This is a genomic window from Paraburkholderia sp., assembly GCF_004298475.1.
In the GTDB taxonomy this organism is placed as follows: Bacteria; Pseudomonadota; Gammaproteobacteria; order Burkholderiales; family Burkholderiaceae; genus Paraburkholderia; species Paraburkholderia denitrificans.
In genome coordinates, this window is record NZ_SCRP01000025.1 from 76,520 (window position 1) to 93,221 (window position 16,702).

Genomic DNA, 16,702 nt, shown 5'->3' on the forward strand with positions numbered 1-16,702 from the left:
ATTTGCCATGCCTTCGCCCACGCACGATCCGCATGCACGCCGCTACATGCATTGCCTGCCGTTCGGCGCGCAGTTGATCGGCGCTGCACGCGCCCAGCCGTACACGCGCTTTCGCGTCTGGGCGCCATCGTGCAGCGCCGTGCAAGTCGTGTTCGAGGCTGCGCCCGACGGCAGCACGTCCCTATCGTCCCTATCGTCTCTATCGTCTGTATCGCCCCTTGCGCCCCTCGCGCCGCTCGACATGACGGCGGCCGGCAACGGCTGGTTCGAGGCGCAGGCGCCGTGCGGACCCGGCACGCGCTATCGCTACCGCATCGACGGCCGGCAGGCGGTGCCCGATCCGGCCTCGCGCTTCCAGCCGGAAGGCGTGCATGGCCCGAGCGTCGTGTTCGATCCGCGCGCCTACGCGTGGCAGCACGCGCACTGGATGGGGCGGCCGTGGGAAGAAACGGTGATCTACGAACTGCACGTGGGCGCGCTGGGCGGCTATCGCGGCGTGACGGCGCGCCTGCCTGCGCTCGCCGAACTCGGCGTCACGGCCGTCGAACTGATGCCGCTGAACGACTATCCGGGCGAGCGCGGCTGGGGTTACGACTGCGTGCTGCCCTACGCGCCGCACGCGGCCTACGGCACGCCCGACGAGCTGAAGGCGCTCGTCGATTCGGCGCACGGCCTCGGCCTGCAGGTTTTCATCGACGTCGTCTACAACCACTTCGGCCCGGAAGGGAACTGGCTCGGCGAATACGCGAAGCCGTTCTTCCGGACCGGCGTGAAGACGCCGTGGGGCGAAGCACTCGATTTCGACCGCTTCGAAGTGCGCGACTTCTTCTGCGACAACGCGCTGTACTGGCTCACCGAATATCGCTTCGACGGCCTGCGCATCGACGCCGCGCATGCCATCGGCAACGCGCCCTGGCTGCGCGAATTGTCCGATCACGTTCATGCGCGCGTCGAGACGGGCCGTCATGTCCATCTCGTGCTGGAGAACGAGCACAACGCGTCGAATCTGCTGGAGGCGCACTTCGACGCGCAATGGAACGACGACGCCCATCACGCGCTGCACGTCCTCCTGACCGGGGAAAACGAGGGCTACTATCGCGCGTTCGCCTCGCATCCGGTCCGCCAGCTCGCGCGCGTGCTCGCCGAAGGCTTCGCGTATCAGGGCGAAGCGTCGCCGCTGCACGGCGGTCAGCCGCGCGGCGAACCGAGCGCGCATCTGCCGCCCACCGCCTTCGTGATGTTCCTGCAGAACCACGACCAGATCGGCAACCGGGCCTTCGGCGAGCGGCTGCGCACGCTCTGCGACGACGACGCATTGCGCGCGGCCACGGCGCTCTATCTGCTCACGCCGCAGATTCCGCTGCTTTTCATGGACGAGGAGTACGGCTCGACGCAGCCGTTCCAGTATTTCACGGCCTACACGGGCGATCTCGCCGATGCGGTGCGCGAAGGACGCCGTCGCGAATTCGCGGCATTCAGCGCGTTCACCGATCCCGCGCAGCGCGAGCGCATCCCCGATCCCAACGATGCAAAGACGTTCGCGAACTCGTCGCCGCCGCTCGACACGCGCCTCGACGGCGAACGGGGCGAATGGATGCACTTCTACAAGTCGGCGCTGGCCGTGCGCGCGCATCTGCTGATGCCGCGCCTGCGCTATGCGAGCGCGCTCGGCGCGACCGTGCTCGCCGACGACGCGGGCGACGATCTCGCCGCGCTCGTCGCGCGCTGGCGTCTCGACGACGGCGCGATCCTCGCGCTCGCGCTCAATCTCGGCCACGCTGACGTGCCGCTCAATCACGCGCCCGACGGCATGGTGGTCTTCGAAACGCCGCCGCGCGCGCGCGACCGCATCGACAACGGCGTGCTGCCCGCGCAATCGTGCCTCGCCTGGCTGACCGGCGACGTGCCCGACTACGCGATCCATCACGACGCGCGCGTCATTCATCAAGAGGAGCCGCGTGCATGAGCACGGCACGCCGCACGGAAACGCTCGAAAGCCTCGCGACGCTAGCGGGCTTCGAGGTGGAATGGGCCGACGCGCACGACGAGATGCAGCGCGTGCCCAACAGTACGCTCGCGGCGCTGCTCGAATGCGCGGGCCTGCCGTGCGGCAGCGCCGCGCAACTGCGTCAGAGCGCGGCGGCGCTCGCCGCCGAGCAGTCCGCACGACGCCTGCCGCCGCTCATCACCGCGGAGTTCGACCGCGTCATTGCGCTGCCCGTTTCGGCGGTGCGCGCGGGCAGCCACTACCGCATCGACCTCGAAAGCGGCGAGCACATCGAGGGGCGCTTCACGGCGCCGAAAGGCGCAAGCGCGCTGCTCGCGCCGCTGAGCGAACCGGGCTATCACACGCTCACGATCAACGATCGCCAACTGACGCTCGCCGTCGCGCCGCCGCATTGCCACACCGTCGCCGACGCATGGCTCGCGATGCACCGCGAGCGCACGAGCGCGCCCGCGCTATGGGGCGTCGCGGCGCAACTGTACGGACTGCGCCGCACGGGCGACGGCGGCATCGGCGATTACACCGCGCTCGCGACCCTGGCCGTCCATAGCGCGAAGCACGGCGCGCAGGCACTCGCCATCAGCCCCACGCATGCGATGTTCAGTGCGCTGCCGGATCATTTCAGCCCGTATGCGCCTTCATCGCGGCTCTGGCTCAATATCGCGCATATCGATCCGGCTGCGATGTTCGGCGCGCAGGCCGCCCGCGAAGCGAGCGCCGCCATCCACGCAGACGCCGCCTGGAACGAACTCGAAGCACTGCCGCTCATCGACTGGAAGCACGCCGTGCCACTCAAGCTGCAAGTGCTGCGCGCACTGTTCGAGCGCTTCGACAAAGAGGAACGCGCAAGCGGCTCGCCGCGCGCGGCCGCGTTCGTTGCGTTCTGCGCGGACGGCGGCGAGTCGCTCGAAGATCACGCGCGCTTCGAGGCGCTGCACGCCGTCATGCTGAACGCGCCGGACGGCGCGCCTCACTGGCGCGACTGGCGCAATTGGCCTGCAGGCCTGCGCGATCCGCGCAGCGCCGAAGTCGCGGCCTTTGCCGCCGAACACCGCCACGAAGTGGATTTCCACCGCTTCCTGCAATGGCTCGCCGCCGATGGCCTCACGCGCGCGCAGCAGGATGCGCGCGAAGCGGGCATGGCGATCGGCCTGATCGCCGATCTCGCCGTGGGTTGCGACGGCGCGGGCAGCCATGCATGGTCGCAGCCGCAGGACATGCTGCCGCGCGTTTCGGTCGGCGCGCCGCCCGATCTCTTCAATCAGGCCGGTCAAAGCTGGGGCCTCACCACGTTCTCGCCGCGCGCGCTGCGCAACAGCGGTTTTCGCGCGTTCATCGCCATGCTGCGCGCCGCATTCGCACACGCGGGCGGCGTGCGCATCGACCATATCCTCGGCCTGCGGCGTCTGTGGCTCGTGCCCGAAGGCGAAAGCGCGAAGCACGGCGCGTATCTGCGCTATCCGTTCGAGGACCTCGTGCGGCTCATCGCGCTCGAATCGTGGCGGCATCGCGCAATCGTGATCGGCGAAGACCTCGGCACCGTGCCGCCCGGCCTGCGCGAACGGCTCGCGTCACACGCGCTCTACGGCATTCGCGTGCTCTGGTTCGAGCGCAAAGGCCGTGCCTTTCTCGCACCGCGAAGCTGGGACACGCGCGGCATGGCGACGACGACCACGCACGATCTGCCGACCGTCGCGGGCTGGTGGCGCGGCCTCGACATCGACTGGCGCAACCGCATCGGCCAGACCTTGCCGCGCGAGGACGGGCGCGACCCGGTCGAACTCGAACACGCCGAGCGCGCCGTCGACCGCGCCGCGCTGTGGCAAGCGCTGCAGCAAAGCGGCTACGCGCCGCGCGACGCCGCAAAAGCATCGCCGGACTCCGCGCTGCCGGACTGCGCGCCCGTGGAAGGCGCGCTCGGCTACGTCGCGTCGAGCGCGAGCCCGCTCATGATGTGTCCGCTCGAAGATCTGCTCGCGCTCGCGAATCAGCCGAATCTGCCGGGCTCGATCGACGAACACCCGAACTGGCGTCAGCGCCTGCCGCTCAGCGTCGATGCGCTCTACGCCGATCCGGCGTTCGCGGCGCGCGTCGAAACCGTCGTGCGTGCGCGCGAAGCCGCGACGGCCGCGACGGCCGCCGCGTCCGCCGCGTCCGCCGCAGCCGCAGCAGACGCGGCGGGCGATTCATCCGAACCCGGCGTGCAAGCGGCGCCGCCCACTGGGCCGACGCCATGACCATTCCCCGCGCGACGATCCGCCTGCAACTGCATCGCGGCTTCACGTTCGCCGACGCGCTCGCGCAGATCGACTATTTCACGGCGCTCGGCGTGAGCCATCTCTATACGTCGCCGGTCACGACGGCGCAGCCCGGATCGGCGCACGGCTACGACGTCGCCGATTACGGCACGGTCAGCGCGGAACTCGGCGGCGAAGCGGGTCTGCGCAGGCTCGCCGCAAAGCTGCGCGATCGTGGGATGGGCATCATCGTCGATATCGTGCCGAACCACATGGGCGTGGGCGGCGCGCACAACGTCTGGTGGCGCGACATCCTCGAATGGGGCCGTCACAGCGCGTACGCGCGGCACTTCGACGTGGACTGGCACTCGCCCGACCCCGCGCTGCGCGGCAAGGTGCTGATGCCGTTTCTCGGCGGGCAATATGGCGAAGAACTCGCGGCGGGCCGCATCGAACTGAAGTTCGATGCGAGCGACGCCCGCTTCGTCGTCACATATGGGCCGCATGTGTGTCCGGTCTGCCCGGCCGACTATGCGGCGCTGCTGCAATTGGCGGGCCACGCCGAACTCGATGCGCTCGCGGCGTCGTTCCAGGGCCTGACGACGCAGCCCGACGACCAGCCGCGCGCCGTGGCCGCCCGCGATGCGCTGCGCGCCCTGGTCGAGCGCAACGGCACGGCGGCCATCGACGCCGTGTGCGCGGCGCATGCGGGCACCGACCCGGCCGGACGCGACCGGCTGCACCGGCTGCTGGAGCGCCAGCACTACCGGCTCGCGTGGTGGCGCACCGCCACCGATGAAGTGAACTGGCGGCGCTTCGTCGACGTGAGCGCGCTCGCGGGCGTGCGCGTCGAGCGGCACGACGTGTTCGAAGCGGTGCACAAGCTCGTGTTCCGGCTCTACGCGGACGGCGTGATCGACGGTGTGCGCGTCGATCACATCGACGGCCTCGCCGACCCGCGCGAATACTGCGAGCGGCTGCGTCAACGGCTCGTGCCGTTGCGCGCGGCGGTGCCGTATATCGTGGTCGAGAAAGTGCTCGCGCACGGCGAAACACTGCGCGACGACTGGCGCGTGCACGGCACGACGGGCTACGACTTCATGGATGACGTGGGCGCGCTGCTGCACGATCCGGCGGGCGCGGCACCGCTCGCGCAAACGTGGGCCGCACTCGCGGGAACGTCCGCGCCGTTTGCGCTCGTCCAGTTCGATGCGCGGCGCGAAGTGCTGGCCGCCTATCTCGCCGCCGAACTCGACCACGCGACGCGCGCGCTGCATCGCATCGCGCGCGAGCAGACGGTCACGCGCGACTTCACCTACGCGAGCCTGCATCGCGCCGTTGCACAGCTCGCCATGCACTTCCCCGTGTATCGCATCTATCCGGTCAACGGGATGCGCGGGCCGCTCGACAACGGCTACTTCGACACGGCGCTCGCCGCCGCGCGGCAGGCGTTACCGCGCGCGAACCGCGCCGCGCTGGAACAGACCGCTGCCTGGCTCGGCGGCCGCTCACCCGATGCCGCTACGCCCGCAGCGAACGGCAAGCCGCCACATATGGCCAAAATCGCGCTGAACAGCGCACAGAACGCTGCGCAAAATGCGCAGCATGTGCCCAACATGCAGAATGTGCCGCTGAGCCACGCGCTCATCGTGCAGCGCACGGCGCTCGCGCTCTTCTCGCAGCTCACCGCGCCGCTCGCGGCCAAGGCCACCGAAGACACCGCGTTCTACCGCTATGGTCGGCTGCTGTCGCGCAACGAAGTGGGCTCGGATCCCGATGATTTCTCGCGCAGCGTCGAGGACTTTCACGCCGCGAATAAACGGCGCGAGCAGCATGCGCCGTACAGCATGCTCGCCACGGCGACGCACGATCACAAACGCGGCGAAGACGTGCGCGCGCGCCTCGCCGTCTTGAGCGAATGCCCCGACGCGTGGAGCACAACGCTGCGCGCGTGGTCGACGTTGAACCAGGCGCACCGCCGCAACGACACCACGGGCAATGCGGACTGGGCGCCGGGCGCTGCGGCGGAGGCGATGCTCTATCAGACGCTCGTGGGCTGCTGGCCACCCGATCTCGATCCCGGCGACGAAGCGGGCGTGCACGCGCTCGCCGAACGCGTGGCGCAGTGGCAGCGCAAGGCGCTGCGCGAAGCGAAGCTGCGCACGAACTGGCTCTCACCCGATGAGACGTACGAATCGGATTGCCAGGCGTTTTTATTCGATATCCTGGCGACGCAGCGGCGCGACGGTTTCCTGAACGCGCTCGCCGGATTCGTGGCGCGCATCGCGCCCGCAGGCGCGCTCAACACCCTGCTGCAGACCACGCTGCGGCTCACTTCGCCTGGCGTGCCCGATCTGTATCAGGGCACCGAACTGTGGGATTTCAGTCTCGTCGATCCGGACAACCGGCGGCCTGTCGATTTCGCGGCGCGTGCGGCGGCGCTCGATGGCGCGCCGCCCGCGGCGAAACTTCCGCACTGGCGCGACGCGCGGGTGAAACTCGCAATTGTCCAGCGGCTGCTGGCGCTGCGCGCGCTCGCACCGGAACTGTTGCGCGAGGGCCGCTACGTGCCGCTTGAAGTGCGCGGGGCGCTGGCGCAACACGTCGTCGCATTCGCGCGCAAGCGCAACGATGCCTGCGCGGTCGTCATCGGCACACGACTGGCGGCACGGCTGCTCGACGGGGAGTTGCCGCTCGTCGCGGCGCAGGATTGGCGCGATACCGCTATCGCCATACCGAAGGACTGTGCCGCGCCGCTTTGGCACGACTGGCTAAGTGACACGCAAACAAGCGACGCGGAAAAAGCCGCGCAAGGAGAAAACACGCTCTATCTGCGCGACGTGCTTCAGGCCATGCCGGTGGCAGTCCTGTCCAACCTCGCGCCTGCGCGTGCATGAGGAGTTGGACGGCGGCGTTAAATGGCGGCGTTACACGGCTGCAGCGGGCACGCTCAATGCGAGCGCTGTAACTGTGCCTTCAACGAGCGGCTGCTGCTGGAAGCGTCCGCCGTGCGCCTCGGCCACGCGCTGGCACAGCGACAGCACCCACGCCGCGCGCCCCGCCTCCAGCGGCTCGCGTGCCTGCGCGCGCGCAAACGGTTCGAGCAGATGCGGCACGGCTTCGTCGGTCAACGCCTGCGGCGCAGCGGTCCACGTCACCTCGAACCCCGCCGCAGCGGCAGTCGCATTCACGTCGAGCGTCACGGCAGCGCCCTGCGCGCTCGCCTCCACCGCGAACATGAGCATCAGCCAGAGCGCTTGTGCGATCCGTTCGCGGTCGCCATCGAGCGTCGCGCCCGTCGGCGTGCCGTGCACGGTCAGCGTCACCGCGCGCGCATCGGCGAGCGCCACGCGCACGTCGTCCACCGCTTCGCCGATCAATGCGTCGAGCGCGAACGGCGCACGCTCGACGTGCAGCTTGCGCGTTTCGGCGCGCGTCTTGTCGACCAGCGTTTCGAGCAGTTGCACCTGCTGCTCGACGCCGGTGCGAATGCCGCCCAGCGCGCGCTGCGCAGCCGCATCCACGGTCTCGATCTTGCGTTCGAGCACGTAAGCCCAGCTGTGGATTGCATTGAGTGGACTGCGCAGATCGTGCGACACGCGCGACAGCACATGATCGCGCATGAACAGCGCGGTTTCCGCGCACAGCCGTGCGATGCGTTCGGAGCGGGAATGGGGAGTCGGCGCCATCAGTGTCCTCGTTTGCGCCCGTGGCGGGCATTAGTGGCTCGCATGCGGCGTGCCGCGCCGGTCCCGGATCGGCTTTTTTTCTCGGCCTTTCATTATAGGCAGCCGTGCCGCAGGAGCCGCCACGCGTGCCTGTCAGCCGGGCAAACCGCCTACAATACCGGTTTTACCTTCCGAATCAGGAGTCTTACATGTCTATCGTGACCACCGCATCCGGCCTCAAGTACGAGGACGTCACCGAAGGCGCCGGCGCCGAAGCGCGCGCGGGCCAGACCGTCAGCGTGCACTACACCGGCTGGCTGACGGACGGCCAGAAGTTCGATTCGAGCAAGGACCGCAATGATCCGTTCGCCTTCGTGCTGGGCGGCGGCATGGTCATCAAGGGCTGGGACGAAGGCGTGCAGGGCATGAAGGTCGGCGGCGTGCGCCGTCTGACGATTCCGCCGCAACTCGGCTACGGCGTGCGCGGCGCGGGCGGCGTGATTCCCCCGAACGCCACGCTCGTGTTCGAAGTGGAACTGCTCGGCGTTTAATACATCGACAGGTCGATACGTCGCGCACTCGCGCTCCTCGCCCTTCTTGCCCTTCTTGCCCTTCTTGCCGCCGTGAATCCCCATCACCACGCGCCGGTCACCGCGCCCGGCGTCGCATTGCGCCGCTACGGCGCGGCCGAAGCGACCGATCTGCACGATTTTCACCAGATCGTGCTCGGGCTCGACGGTGCGATGGAGATGACCGTCGACGGCGTGGGCGAGCGTATCGACTGCTGTTCCGCCTGGCTGATCCCGGCCGGCGCACAGCACGACTACGCGGGAATCGGCGAAAACTGCCAACTGGTGCTCGATCTGCCCGCCACGTCGCTCGCCGTGCCCGAACGGCTCTTTAGAGCGGCACGCGCGGTGCGCATCGATCCGGCGCTCACGCAGCTCGTGCAGCAGATCGCGCAGCAGGCCGTCCTGGCCGTGCCGCCGCGCGTCAGCGCCGATTCCACTGATTTCGCCGCTTCTGCCGATTTCACCGCTTCATACGCAAGACGATTTCACTGGGACGCGTCGGCGCGGCTGTGCGCCGCCGTCATCGCGCAAACCGGCATCGAGGGCGGCGCGGCCTTCGAAGCCGCAGCCGGTCTCGACTACGCGCGCATCGACCGCTGGCTGCGCGCGCATCTCGCAGAACCGCTGCGCATCGCCGACCTGGCCGCGCATTGCGGCTTCGGCATGCGGCGCTTCCACCAGCTTTTTATCGAGGCTTTCGGCGAAACGCCGCATCGCTATCTGCAGCGGCTGCGCCTCGATACCGCCCTGACGCTGCTCGCCGATCCGCGCCGCTCGCTCATCGACGTCGCGCTCGAAGTGGGCTTCGGCGATCAAAGCGCGTTCACCCATGCGTTCACGCGCCGCTTCGGCCTCGCACCGGGGCAATGGCGGACGTTGCCGCCCCAGGACAGCAGCGCGCGCCCGTAAGCGCGGTCCCGCCGCTCATTTGCCCTCACTTAGCCTTACTCGTCGAAACGAAACGCCCACTGCGCCTGCGCACCCACAGCCACACGCTTGCCCGCTCCTGCCAGGATCATCGCGTTCTGGCCGAACGCCAGGCCGCCGTCCACGCGCGGGTCCGCGCGATACGCCGCCAGCGTGTCGAGCGGCTCGGCGGGCCATTGCGGGTCGTGCTCGCCCGTACGCTGGTCGATCGTCGTGATCGGGCAACGCGCGCACGGCTTCGCGAAGCGCAGCACCACGTCGCCGTCGATCTCCATCGTCTCGATGAAGTCTTCGTCGAACGCACCCTCGCCGTCCACGACGATGTTCGGACGAAAGCGGCTCATCGGCACGGGCTGCGCGCCCTTTGCCACGAGCCGCGCGTTGAGGTCCGCGAGCGACGCCTCGCTCGTCACGAGCAGCGGGAAGGCGTCCGAGAACCGCACCGGCACGTCCTCGTCGTTCGTCCACTTGCGGCTCGCAAGACGCGTGACGTCGTGCGCGAATCGCACGAGGCGCAGCGGCACGCCCACGGCCTTCGTCAACCACTGTGCCGCTTCGTCGCCTTCGTCGAGCGCCTCGACCGTATCGCTCCAGACCGTCGCGCTCACACGGCGCGCTGCGGCCGGCGCTTCGAAAGGCAGCAGCAGCGAAGACGCCATGCCGTCCCTCGAAAGCCGCACGCCGTCCTCGACGAACGCGGGCACGATGCGCGCCATTGCCGCGTATTCGCGCTGCGAGACGAAGCGTCCCGTCTCGTCCACGGCCATCCAGTGACGGTCCCACTTCAGCCCCCTGGCTTCGAGCTGCGCGTGATCGAGCGCGATAGCGCCGCACGACTTGACGGGGTAGACGAACAACGCGCGAATAACAGGCATGGCAATCGACCTCTGCGATGATGAAATGCGGGCCGCGTTATACGGTAAAAAACGCGGCCCAAACTGCTGCACAACGCGAAACTAACCCGGACGAAGCGATAAAGAAGCCGCTCAGGCCGCCGCGTCGAGCCCGCGCGCGAGATCGTTGCGGATGTCCTGTGCGTTTTCGAGGCCGACGGCAAGCCGGATCAGGCCTTCGGTGATGCCCGCCGCCTCGCGTGCTTCCGGCGCGATCCGGCCATGCGTGGTCGTGGCCGGGTGCGTGATCGTCGTGCGCGTATCGCCGAGATTGCCCGTGATCGAGCACACTTTCGTGTTGTCGATCACGCGCCAGGCGTTCGCGCGCTGCTGTTCCGGCGTGTCGCCCTTCAGCTCGAACGAGACGATCGCACCGCCCAATTTCTGCTGACGCATCGCGAGCGCATGCTGCGGATGCGACGGGAGGCCCGGATAGAACACGCGTTTGACAGCCGGATGCGCTTCGAGCCAGCTCGCGATTTCGAGCGCGTTGGCCGACTGCTTTTCGACGCGCAGCGACAGCGTCTCCAGGCCCTTGAGCAGCACCCACGCGTTGAACGCGGAGAGCGTCGGGCCCGCGCTGCGCACGAACGGGAACACCTTTTCCATGATGAATTGCCGCGAGCCCACGAGCGCGCCGCCGAGCACGCGGCCCTGGCCGTCGAGGAACTTGGTGGCCGAGTGCATCACGACATCGGCACCGAGCTTGAGCGGCTGCTGCAATGCGGGGCTGCAAAAACAGTTGTCGACGACGAACAGCGCGTTCGCAGCCTTCGAAATCTTGCTGATCGCTTCGATATCGGCCACTTCGGTCAGCGGATTCGAGGGCGTTTCGAGGAAGAACATCTTCGTCTCGGGGCGCACGGCGTTTTGCCACGCGTCGAGATCGGCGGGATCGACAAACGTGGTCGTGATGCCGAACTTGCCGAAGATCTGCGAGAACATGCCGATGGTCGAGCCGAAGATGCTCTGCGAGCTGACGATGTGATCGCCCGCCTGCAGCGCCGCCATCACGACCGAGAGAATCGCCGACATGCCCGACGCCGTCGCCATGCACGCCTCGCCGCCTTCGAGCGCCGCGAGCCGGTCCTGGAACATCGTCACAGTCGGGTTCGTGAAGCGCGAGTACGTGTAGCTGGTTTCGGCGGTCTTGAAGCGCTCGGCGGCTTCGCCGGCGCTCGAAAAGCAGAAGCTCGACGTGAGGTAGAGCGCTTCCGAATGTTCGTTGAATTCGCTGCGCAGCGTACCCGAGCGCACGGCGAGGGTGTCGAAGTTAAAGGTGTCGTCCATGTTCGTGTTGTTTCCCATTCGAAGATCATCGGGCGCAAAAAAGCCCGCTTTGCGTCGGCAGAAGCGGGCTTTCGGGTATCGGGGCAGCAGCGAGGCGTTTCGAATTCAGACTTCCGGTTCGATGCCCTTCGCTTTAGCTGTTTCGGGTTGCCCCGCGTCCGCAAGCTGAGATCAAATCGACGCAGGCGCCTATGCTAACACGCGAAAGCGCACGGCACACGCGCCTGCCCTCATACGTCAACTCGCGCGTCAATCCACCGAGAGTTGCAGATGCAGTTGCGAGCGCGTCGTGCCGCCGTCCATCGCATCGCTCGCCGCATCGCGGTCCGATTGCGCCTGCGGCGCAAGACGTGCCGCTTCGATGTTGTCGAGGTACGCACTCGTGACGTCGCCGGTGATGTAGTCGCCGTCGAAGCACGAAGCCTCGAAGCCCGTGATCTCCGGATTGATGTCGCGCACTGCCTGCTTGAGCGCGTCGACGTCCTGATACACGAGGTGATCCGCGCCGATGATGCGCGCCACTTCTTCATCCGTGCGGCCGTGCGCGACGAGTTCGCCGCGCGTGGGCATGTCGATGCCGTACACGTTCGGATACTTCACGGGCGGCGCCGCCGAAGCGAAGATCACGCTGGTCGCGCCCGCGTCGCGCGCCATCTGCACGATTTCGTGCGAGGTGGTGCCGCGCACGATCGAGTCGTCGACGATCAGCACGTTCTTGCCCTTGAACTCGATACCCATGGCATTGAGCTTCTGGCGCACCGACTTCTTGCGCACCGCCTGGCCCGGCATGATGAAGGTGCGGCCCACATAGCGGTTCTTGAAGAAGCCTTCGCGATATTCCACGCCGAGTTTAGCCGCGACCTGCATCGCCGCGGGACGCGACGAATCGGGAATCGGCATTACGACGTCGATCTTCACGTCGGGCAGTACGCGCCGGATTTTCTCGGCGAGATAGTCGCCCATGCGCAGACGCGCGTTGTAGACCGGCACGCCGTCGAGCACGGAGTCCGGACGCGCGAGGTAGACCAGTTCGAAGATGCAGGGATTAAGGCTCGGTGTCGTCGCGCACTGCTGCGCGTGGAAGTTGCCGTCGAAGTCGATGAACACGGCTTCGCCCGGCGCCACGTCGCGCACGAATTCGAAGCCGATGCCTTCGAGCGCGACCGATTCCGAGGCCACCATCCATTCCGTGCCCTCGGACGTTTCACGCTTGCCGACGCACAGCGGGCGGATGCCGAACGGGTCGCGGAACGCGAGCAGGCCGTAACCGGCAATCAGCGAAACGATCGCGTACGAGCCGCGCACGCGCCGGTGGACGCCCGAGACGGCCTTGAAGAGCGCCGTGGGATCGAGTTCGAGGCCGGAACTGGCCGTCTGCATTTCGTGCGCGAGCACGTTGAGCAGCACTTCGGTATCGGAATTGGTGTTGATGTGCCGGCGATCGACGCGGAACATCTCTTCCTTGAGCTGTTGCCAGTTCGTGAGGTTGCCGTTATGCGCGAGGATGATGCCGAACGGCGCGTTCACGTAGAACGGCTGGGCCTCCTCTTCACTCGTCGCCGAACCGGCGGTCGGGTAGCGCACCTGGCCGATGCCGGTGGTGCCCGGGAGGCTACGCATGTTGCGCGTGCGGAACACGTCGCGCACCATGCCGTTGGCCTTGTGCATATGGAACCGGGTGCCGTTCGCGGTGGCGATGCCGGCCGCGTCCTGACCGCGGTGCTGCAGGAGCAGCAGCGCGTCATAGAGGAGCTGGTTGACGGGAGAGCGGGAAACTACGCCTACGATGCCGCACATGGCAGGTCCTTCAAAAAAGCGAAATCGGTAGCGGGGGACGGTCGGAGCCGGTCCTGCGCCGCGTGGGTGCAGTGCTGCCGCACCGCGCCGCCAGCGTCACGTCAGACGTGAACGTAGTGAGCGAGCGTTTGGGGCAACAGCGGCTTCAGTTCGCGCACGCCCTGCTCGGCATAGCGCCGCAGCAGCGCATCGCGCCAGAAGTCCTGCTGGGGCAGCTCGGTCAGTCCGCCAAGGATGACGAGAATCAGCACCAGCACGACGCCTCGCACGAGGCCGAACATCAATCCGAGCGACCGGTCCACGCCGGACAGTCCGGTCACCTGCACCAACCGTCCCAGCAACGCGTTCACCACACCGGCCGCGAACACGACCGCGATCACGATCAGCGCGAAAACAATCAGCCACTGCGTGACGGCGCCGCCCGGCCAGTGCGCCGGCATCCACGGCACCACGCGTTCCACGTAGCGGCACGCCACGAGAAACGCCACGACCCAGCCGATCAAGCCAAAAATTTCGCCGATGAATCCGCGCCACGCGCCGCGCAGCGCCGACACGCCAATCACCGCCATTACAGCGTAGTCGAATGCGGTGAACATCGGCCTGTTATTCCGCTGCCCCGTTCGCGCCTGCCATCAGCCCCGCACCGCGCACTTTCGCAATCGCATCGAGGGCCGCCGCGCGGTCCGGGAACGGCCCCGCGCGCAACAGCGTGCGCATCGAGCCATCGGCTTGCTTGCGCTGTTCCATATATGCGGGCACACCCGCGGCTTTCAACTTCGCTACCCAGTTGCGCGCCGTCGCCTCGCTCGGGAATGCGCCGAGCTGCACCGCAAAGCGCGCTCCGGGCGGCACGGCCGGCGTGGCCGAACCGTTCCCGCTGTTGTCCGCGCTCGCCCTGGCGGACTGGCTCGATGCGTCGAGCGGCTTGCCGCGCGACGCCGCTGCCGCAGTGTTTTCGGGGGTGTTCGCCGATGTATTCGTTGCCGTGATCGCGGCCGAATTTGCCGCCGTCGTTGCGGTATTTGCAGCGGCCTGGGCGGCGGGCTTGCTCGCGCGCTGCGTTTGCCTCGGCTGATTCTGTGCGGTTTGTGCCCCCTTGCCGGAAGGCGCCGCAGGGCCAGATGCGGTCGCGGCAGCCTTCGCCGCAGCCTTCGCCGCAGCCTTCGCCGTAGCAGGCGTGCTGGCCGGTGCGGCGGGCGCATTCTGCGCGACTTGCGCCGCAGCCGGAGCGGCCGGGACGGCCGCCGATGCGCCGGACGTCGCCGCGCTCAGGCCCGACGCGACGGGATTATCCGGCGCAACGCCCGCCTGGGTGTCCTCGGCCTGGTCGCGTTGCGCGAACCGGGAAACCGGACGGCCGGGAATATCGATCGCGATGTCGTCGGTGACGGGTTTCGGATGCGAATCGAGCACCATCGGCAGGATCACGATGGCCGCCACGACGAGCGCGATTGCGCCGACGAGCCGCCGCCGCGCGCGCTGCTTTTCGGGCAAGGTGGGATCGAGGAGCATCGCCTCGGCGTTGCCGGAGACGTCCGGCCGACGACTGCGCCGCTCGACGCGCGCGCTCTGGCTGCCCTGGCCACCCTGGCTCACATTACGCCGGCGTGAGCTGCTGCTAGAGCCATTGCTTGAGCCGGTTTCGGCGCTGCGCCGTCGCGGCGCCGAGTCGTCTTTCTTGCCGAACGAGAAAATTCCCATGTATGGCTGCTTTTGGCCTGGTATCTGCGTGGCGGCGTGCGAGATGCCGTGCGTTCAATGCTGCTGGGACTTTCGCAAAGCAATCACGCCCGCGACTGTCAAGAAACTGCCGAAAACGAGAATTCTATCATTTTCGCCTGCGCGTTTTAGCGCATCTTGAAACGCGGCGGCCGGTGATTCGTAGCGCGTCACGCTGCTGTCGGGACTATCGACGACGCCCGCCGCCCGCAGCGTCCCTTCAAGCTCTTCCGCCGAGGCTGCGCGCGTGCCGGGCAGATCGGTGACGCACCAGTGGTCGATCTCGCCCTTGAGGTGGCGCAGCACGCCCGCGATGTCCTTGTCGCGCATGGCGCCGAACACGGCGTAAGTGTAGGGAAAGTAGCCCATGCCGCCGAGATTTTGCGCCAGCACAGCCGCCGCATGCGGATTGTGGCCGACGTCGAGCACCACCGCAGGCTTGCCCGGCAGCACCTGGAAACGGCCCGACAGCTCGACGTTCGCGAGGCCGAGACGGATGTCCTGCGCCGAAACGGGCACGCGATCACGCATCGCTTCGAGCGCCGCCAGCGCCGCCGACGTGTTGATGAGCTGATTTGCGCCGCGCAGCGCGGGATACGCGAGCGCGGAACGGCGTTGCGCGCGGCCCACGTAGCTCCACTGCTGGCGCTCGCTGCCCGCCTGCCCTTCGTAGCGGAAATCGCGGCCGAAGAGCCACAGATCGGCGCAGATGGCCTTTGCGTGGTCGACGAGCGTTTGCGGCGGCATCGGATCGGCGCAGATGGCGGGCCTGCCCGCACGGAAGATGCCGGCCTTTTCGAAGCCGATCTTCTCGCGCGTATCGCCCAGGTACTGGGTGTGGTCGATATCGATGCTGGTGACGATCGCGCAGTCGGTATCGAGCACGTTCACGGCGTCCAGACGGCCGCCGAGGCCCACTTCCAGGATCACGGCGTCGAGCCCGCGCGAGGCGAACAGGTGCATGATCGCGAGCGTCGTGAATTCGAAGTAGGTCAGCGAAACCGGCTGCGCCAGCGACAGACGGGCCGCTTCCACCGCCTCGAAATGCTCCAGGAGATCCGCATCGCTCGCCTCGTTGCCGTCGATGCGCGCGCGCTCGTTGAACGCGAGCAGATGCGGCGACGTATGGCAGCCGACGTGATAGCCGGCCTTCAGCAGGATGGTTTCGAGAATCGCGCAGGTCGAGCCCTTCCCGTTCGTGCCGCCGACCGTGAAGATCGGGCAGGCGAACTCCAGTTGCAGCGCTTCCTTGACCTGGCGGATGCGCTCGAGGCCCATGTCGATGCCGACCGGATGTGCGGTTTCAAGGTGCGTGAGCCACGCGTCGAGGGAGGAAAAGGTGCTCATCGGAGAAGTCGTAGCCTGCGGGGTTCGCGTCCGGCGCTCGTGCCGGTCACGCTAAAGATCCGCTTAAAACAGGCATTATCGCGGAAACGACAGCGCGCCGCTCGCTTACGCATGCGGCGCGCGGGGGTATGTGGGCTGGACTGCGGCGGGTGTGCTGCGGGGGTTTGTGCTGAGGCAGTCTGTGCTGCAAGCGCGTGCCCTTCTCGCGCGCGCCGCATGAGAAGGGCACGCGCAGGAAGGCACGGGG

11 protein-coding genes and 1 pseudogene are annotated in these 16,702 nt (G+C 67.6%); 5 read left to right on the forward strand and 7 right to left on the reverse strand.

Going from position 1 to position 16,702, the window contains the following annotated elements:
• The first annotated feature begins 7 nt into the window (after positions 1 to 7).
• From treZ to treY, 3 genes are read left to right on the forward strand one after another with little or no spacing between them, the layout of a single operon-like run.
• The gene (gene treZ, locus EPN59_RS13705) at positions 8 to 1,966 is read left to right on the forward strand and encodes a malto-oligosyltrehalose trehalohydrolase (protein ID WP_293046186.1); all 1,959 of its coding nucleotides are present in this window, start codon (positions 8 to 10) and stop codon (positions 1,964 to 1,966) included.
• Positions 1,963 to 4,242, forward strand: coding sequence for a 4-alpha-glucanotransferase (malQ, locus tag EPN59_RS13710; RefSeq protein WP_293037505.1), 2,280 nt, complete (start codon positions 1,963 to 1,965; stop codon positions 4,240 to 4,242). Before treZ ends, malQ begins: the two co-directional genes overlap by 4 nt.
• Positions 4,239 to 7,139: a malto-oligosyltrehalose synthase gene (treY, locus tag EPN59_RS13715; RefSeq protein WP_293037502.1), complete on the forward strand. Its 2,901-nt coding sequence runs from the start codon at positions 4,239 to 4,241 to the stop codon at positions 7,137 to 7,139. The genes malQ and treY overlap by 4 nt, the downstream gene beginning before the upstream one ends.
• Before the next feature lie 30 nt (positions 7,140 to 7,169).
• Here treY and EPN59_RS13720 read toward each other — a convergent pair whose 3' ends face one another.
• Positions 7,170 to 7,931, reverse strand: a complete 762-nt coding sequence (locus EPN59_RS13720) for a HAMP domain-containing sensor histidine kinase (protein ID WP_293037499.1) — start codon at positions 7,929 to 7,931, stop codon at positions 7,170 to 7,172.
• Positions 7,932 to 8,119: 188 nt separating this feature from the next.
• On the opposite strand from EPN59_RS13720, the gene EPN59_RS13725 reads away from it, so the two are divergent.
• Positions 8,120 to 8,461, forward strand: a complete 342-nt coding sequence (locus EPN59_RS13725; protein WP_293037496.1) for an FKBP-type peptidyl-prolyl cis-trans isomerase — start codon at positions 8,120 to 8,122, stop codon at positions 8,459 to 8,461.
• A gap of 72 nt (positions 8,462 to 8,533) precedes the next feature.
• The gene (locus tag EPN59_RS13730; protein ID WP_293037494.1) at positions 8,534 to 9,391 is read left to right on the forward strand and encodes an AraC family transcriptional regulator; all 858 of its coding nucleotides are present in this window, start codon (positions 8,534 to 8,536) and stop codon (positions 9,389 to 9,391) included.
• A gap of 35 nt (positions 9,392 to 9,426) precedes the next feature.
• On the opposite strand, the gene EPN59_RS13735 is transcribed toward EPN59_RS13730, so the two are convergent.
• The 6 genes and pseudogenes from EPN59_RS13735 to folC all read right to left on the reverse strand — a co-directional run.
• Positions 9,427 to 10,284, reverse strand: coding sequence for an MOSC N-terminal beta barrel domain-containing protein (locus EPN59_RS13735; protein WP_293037492.1), 858 nt, complete (start codon positions 10,282 to 10,284; stop codon positions 9,427 to 9,429).
• Between the two features lie 111 nt (positions 10,285 to 10,395).
• Positions 10,396 to 11,592: an O-succinylhomoserine sulfhydrylase gene (locus EPN59_RS13740; protein WP_293046201.1), complete on the reverse strand. Its 1,197-nt coding sequence runs from the start codon at positions 11,590 to 11,592 to the stop codon at positions 10,396 to 10,398.
• Positions 11,593 to 11,841: 249 nt separating this feature from the next.
• Positions 11,842 to 13,389 carry an amidophosphoribosyltransferase gene (gene purF, locus EPN59_RS13745; RefSeq protein WP_293046189.1) on the reverse strand — a complete coding sequence of 516 codons (1,548 nt, stop codon included), beginning with the start codon at positions 13,387 to 13,389 and terminating at the stop codon, positions 11,842 to 11,844.
• Positions 13,390 to 13,490: 101 nt separating this feature from the next.
• The gene (locus EPN59_RS13750) at positions 13,491 to 13,985 is read right to left on the reverse strand and encodes a CvpA family protein (RefSeq protein ID WP_293041243.1); all 495 of its coding nucleotides are present in this window, start codon (positions 13,983 to 13,985) and stop codon (positions 13,491 to 13,493) included.
• A gap of 7 nt (positions 13,986 to 13,992) precedes the next feature.
• Positions 13,993 to 15,090: an SPOR domain-containing protein gene (locus EPN59_RS13755; protein ID WP_293041242.1), complete on the reverse strand. Its 1,098-nt coding sequence runs from the start codon at positions 15,088 to 15,090 to the stop codon at positions 13,993 to 13,995.
• Positions 15,091 to 15,144: 54 nt separating this feature from the next.
• Positions 15,145 to 16,470 (reverse strand): annotated as a pseudogene (gene folC, locus EPN59_RS13760) (bifunctional tetrahydrofolate synthase/dihydrofolate synthase); the annotation flags it as partial.
• Between the last annotated feature and the right edge of the window lie 232 nt (positions 16,471 to 16,702).

Bases quoted from the DNA above. Each gene is read 5' to 3' on its own strand.
- treY (WP_293037502.1), top strand. From the start codon at position 4,239: ATGACCATTCCCCGCGCGACGATCCGCCTGCAACTGCATCGCGGCTTC.
- EPN59_RS13755 (WP_293041242.1), bottom strand. From the start codon at position 15,090: ATGGGAATTTTCTCGTTCGGCAAGAAAGACGACTCGGCGCCGCGACGG.
- EPN59_RS13740 (WP_293046201.1), bottom strand. From the start codon at position 11,592: ATGGACGACACCTTTAACTTCGACACCCTCGCCGTGCGCTCGGGTACG.
- purF (WP_293046189.1), bottom strand. From the start codon at position 13,389: ATGTGCGGCATCGTAGGCGTAGTTTCCCGCTCTCCCGTCAACCAGCTC.
- EPN59_RS13750 (WP_293041243.1), bottom strand. From the start codon at position 13,985: ATGTTCACCGCATTCGACTACGCTGTAATGGCGGTGATTGGCGTGTCG.
- EPN59_RS13725 (WP_293037496.1), top strand. From the start codon at position 8,120: ATGTCTATCGTGACCACCGCATCCGGCCTCAAGTACGAGGACGTCACC.
- treZ (WP_293046186.1), top strand. From the start codon at position 8: ATGCCTTCGCCCACGCACGATCCGCATGCACGCCGCTACATGCATTGC.
- EPN59_RS13720 (WP_293037499.1), bottom strand. From the start codon at position 7,931: ATGGCGCCGACTCCCCATTCCCGCTCCGAACGCATCGCACGGCTGTGC.
- malQ (WP_293037505.1), top strand. From the start codon at position 1,963: ATGAGCACGGCACGCCGCACGGAAACGCTCGAAAGCCTCGCGACGCTA.
- EPN59_RS13735 (WP_293037492.1), bottom strand. From the start codon at position 10,284: ATGCCTGTTATTCGCGCGTTGTTCGTCTACCCCGTCAAGTCGTGCGGC.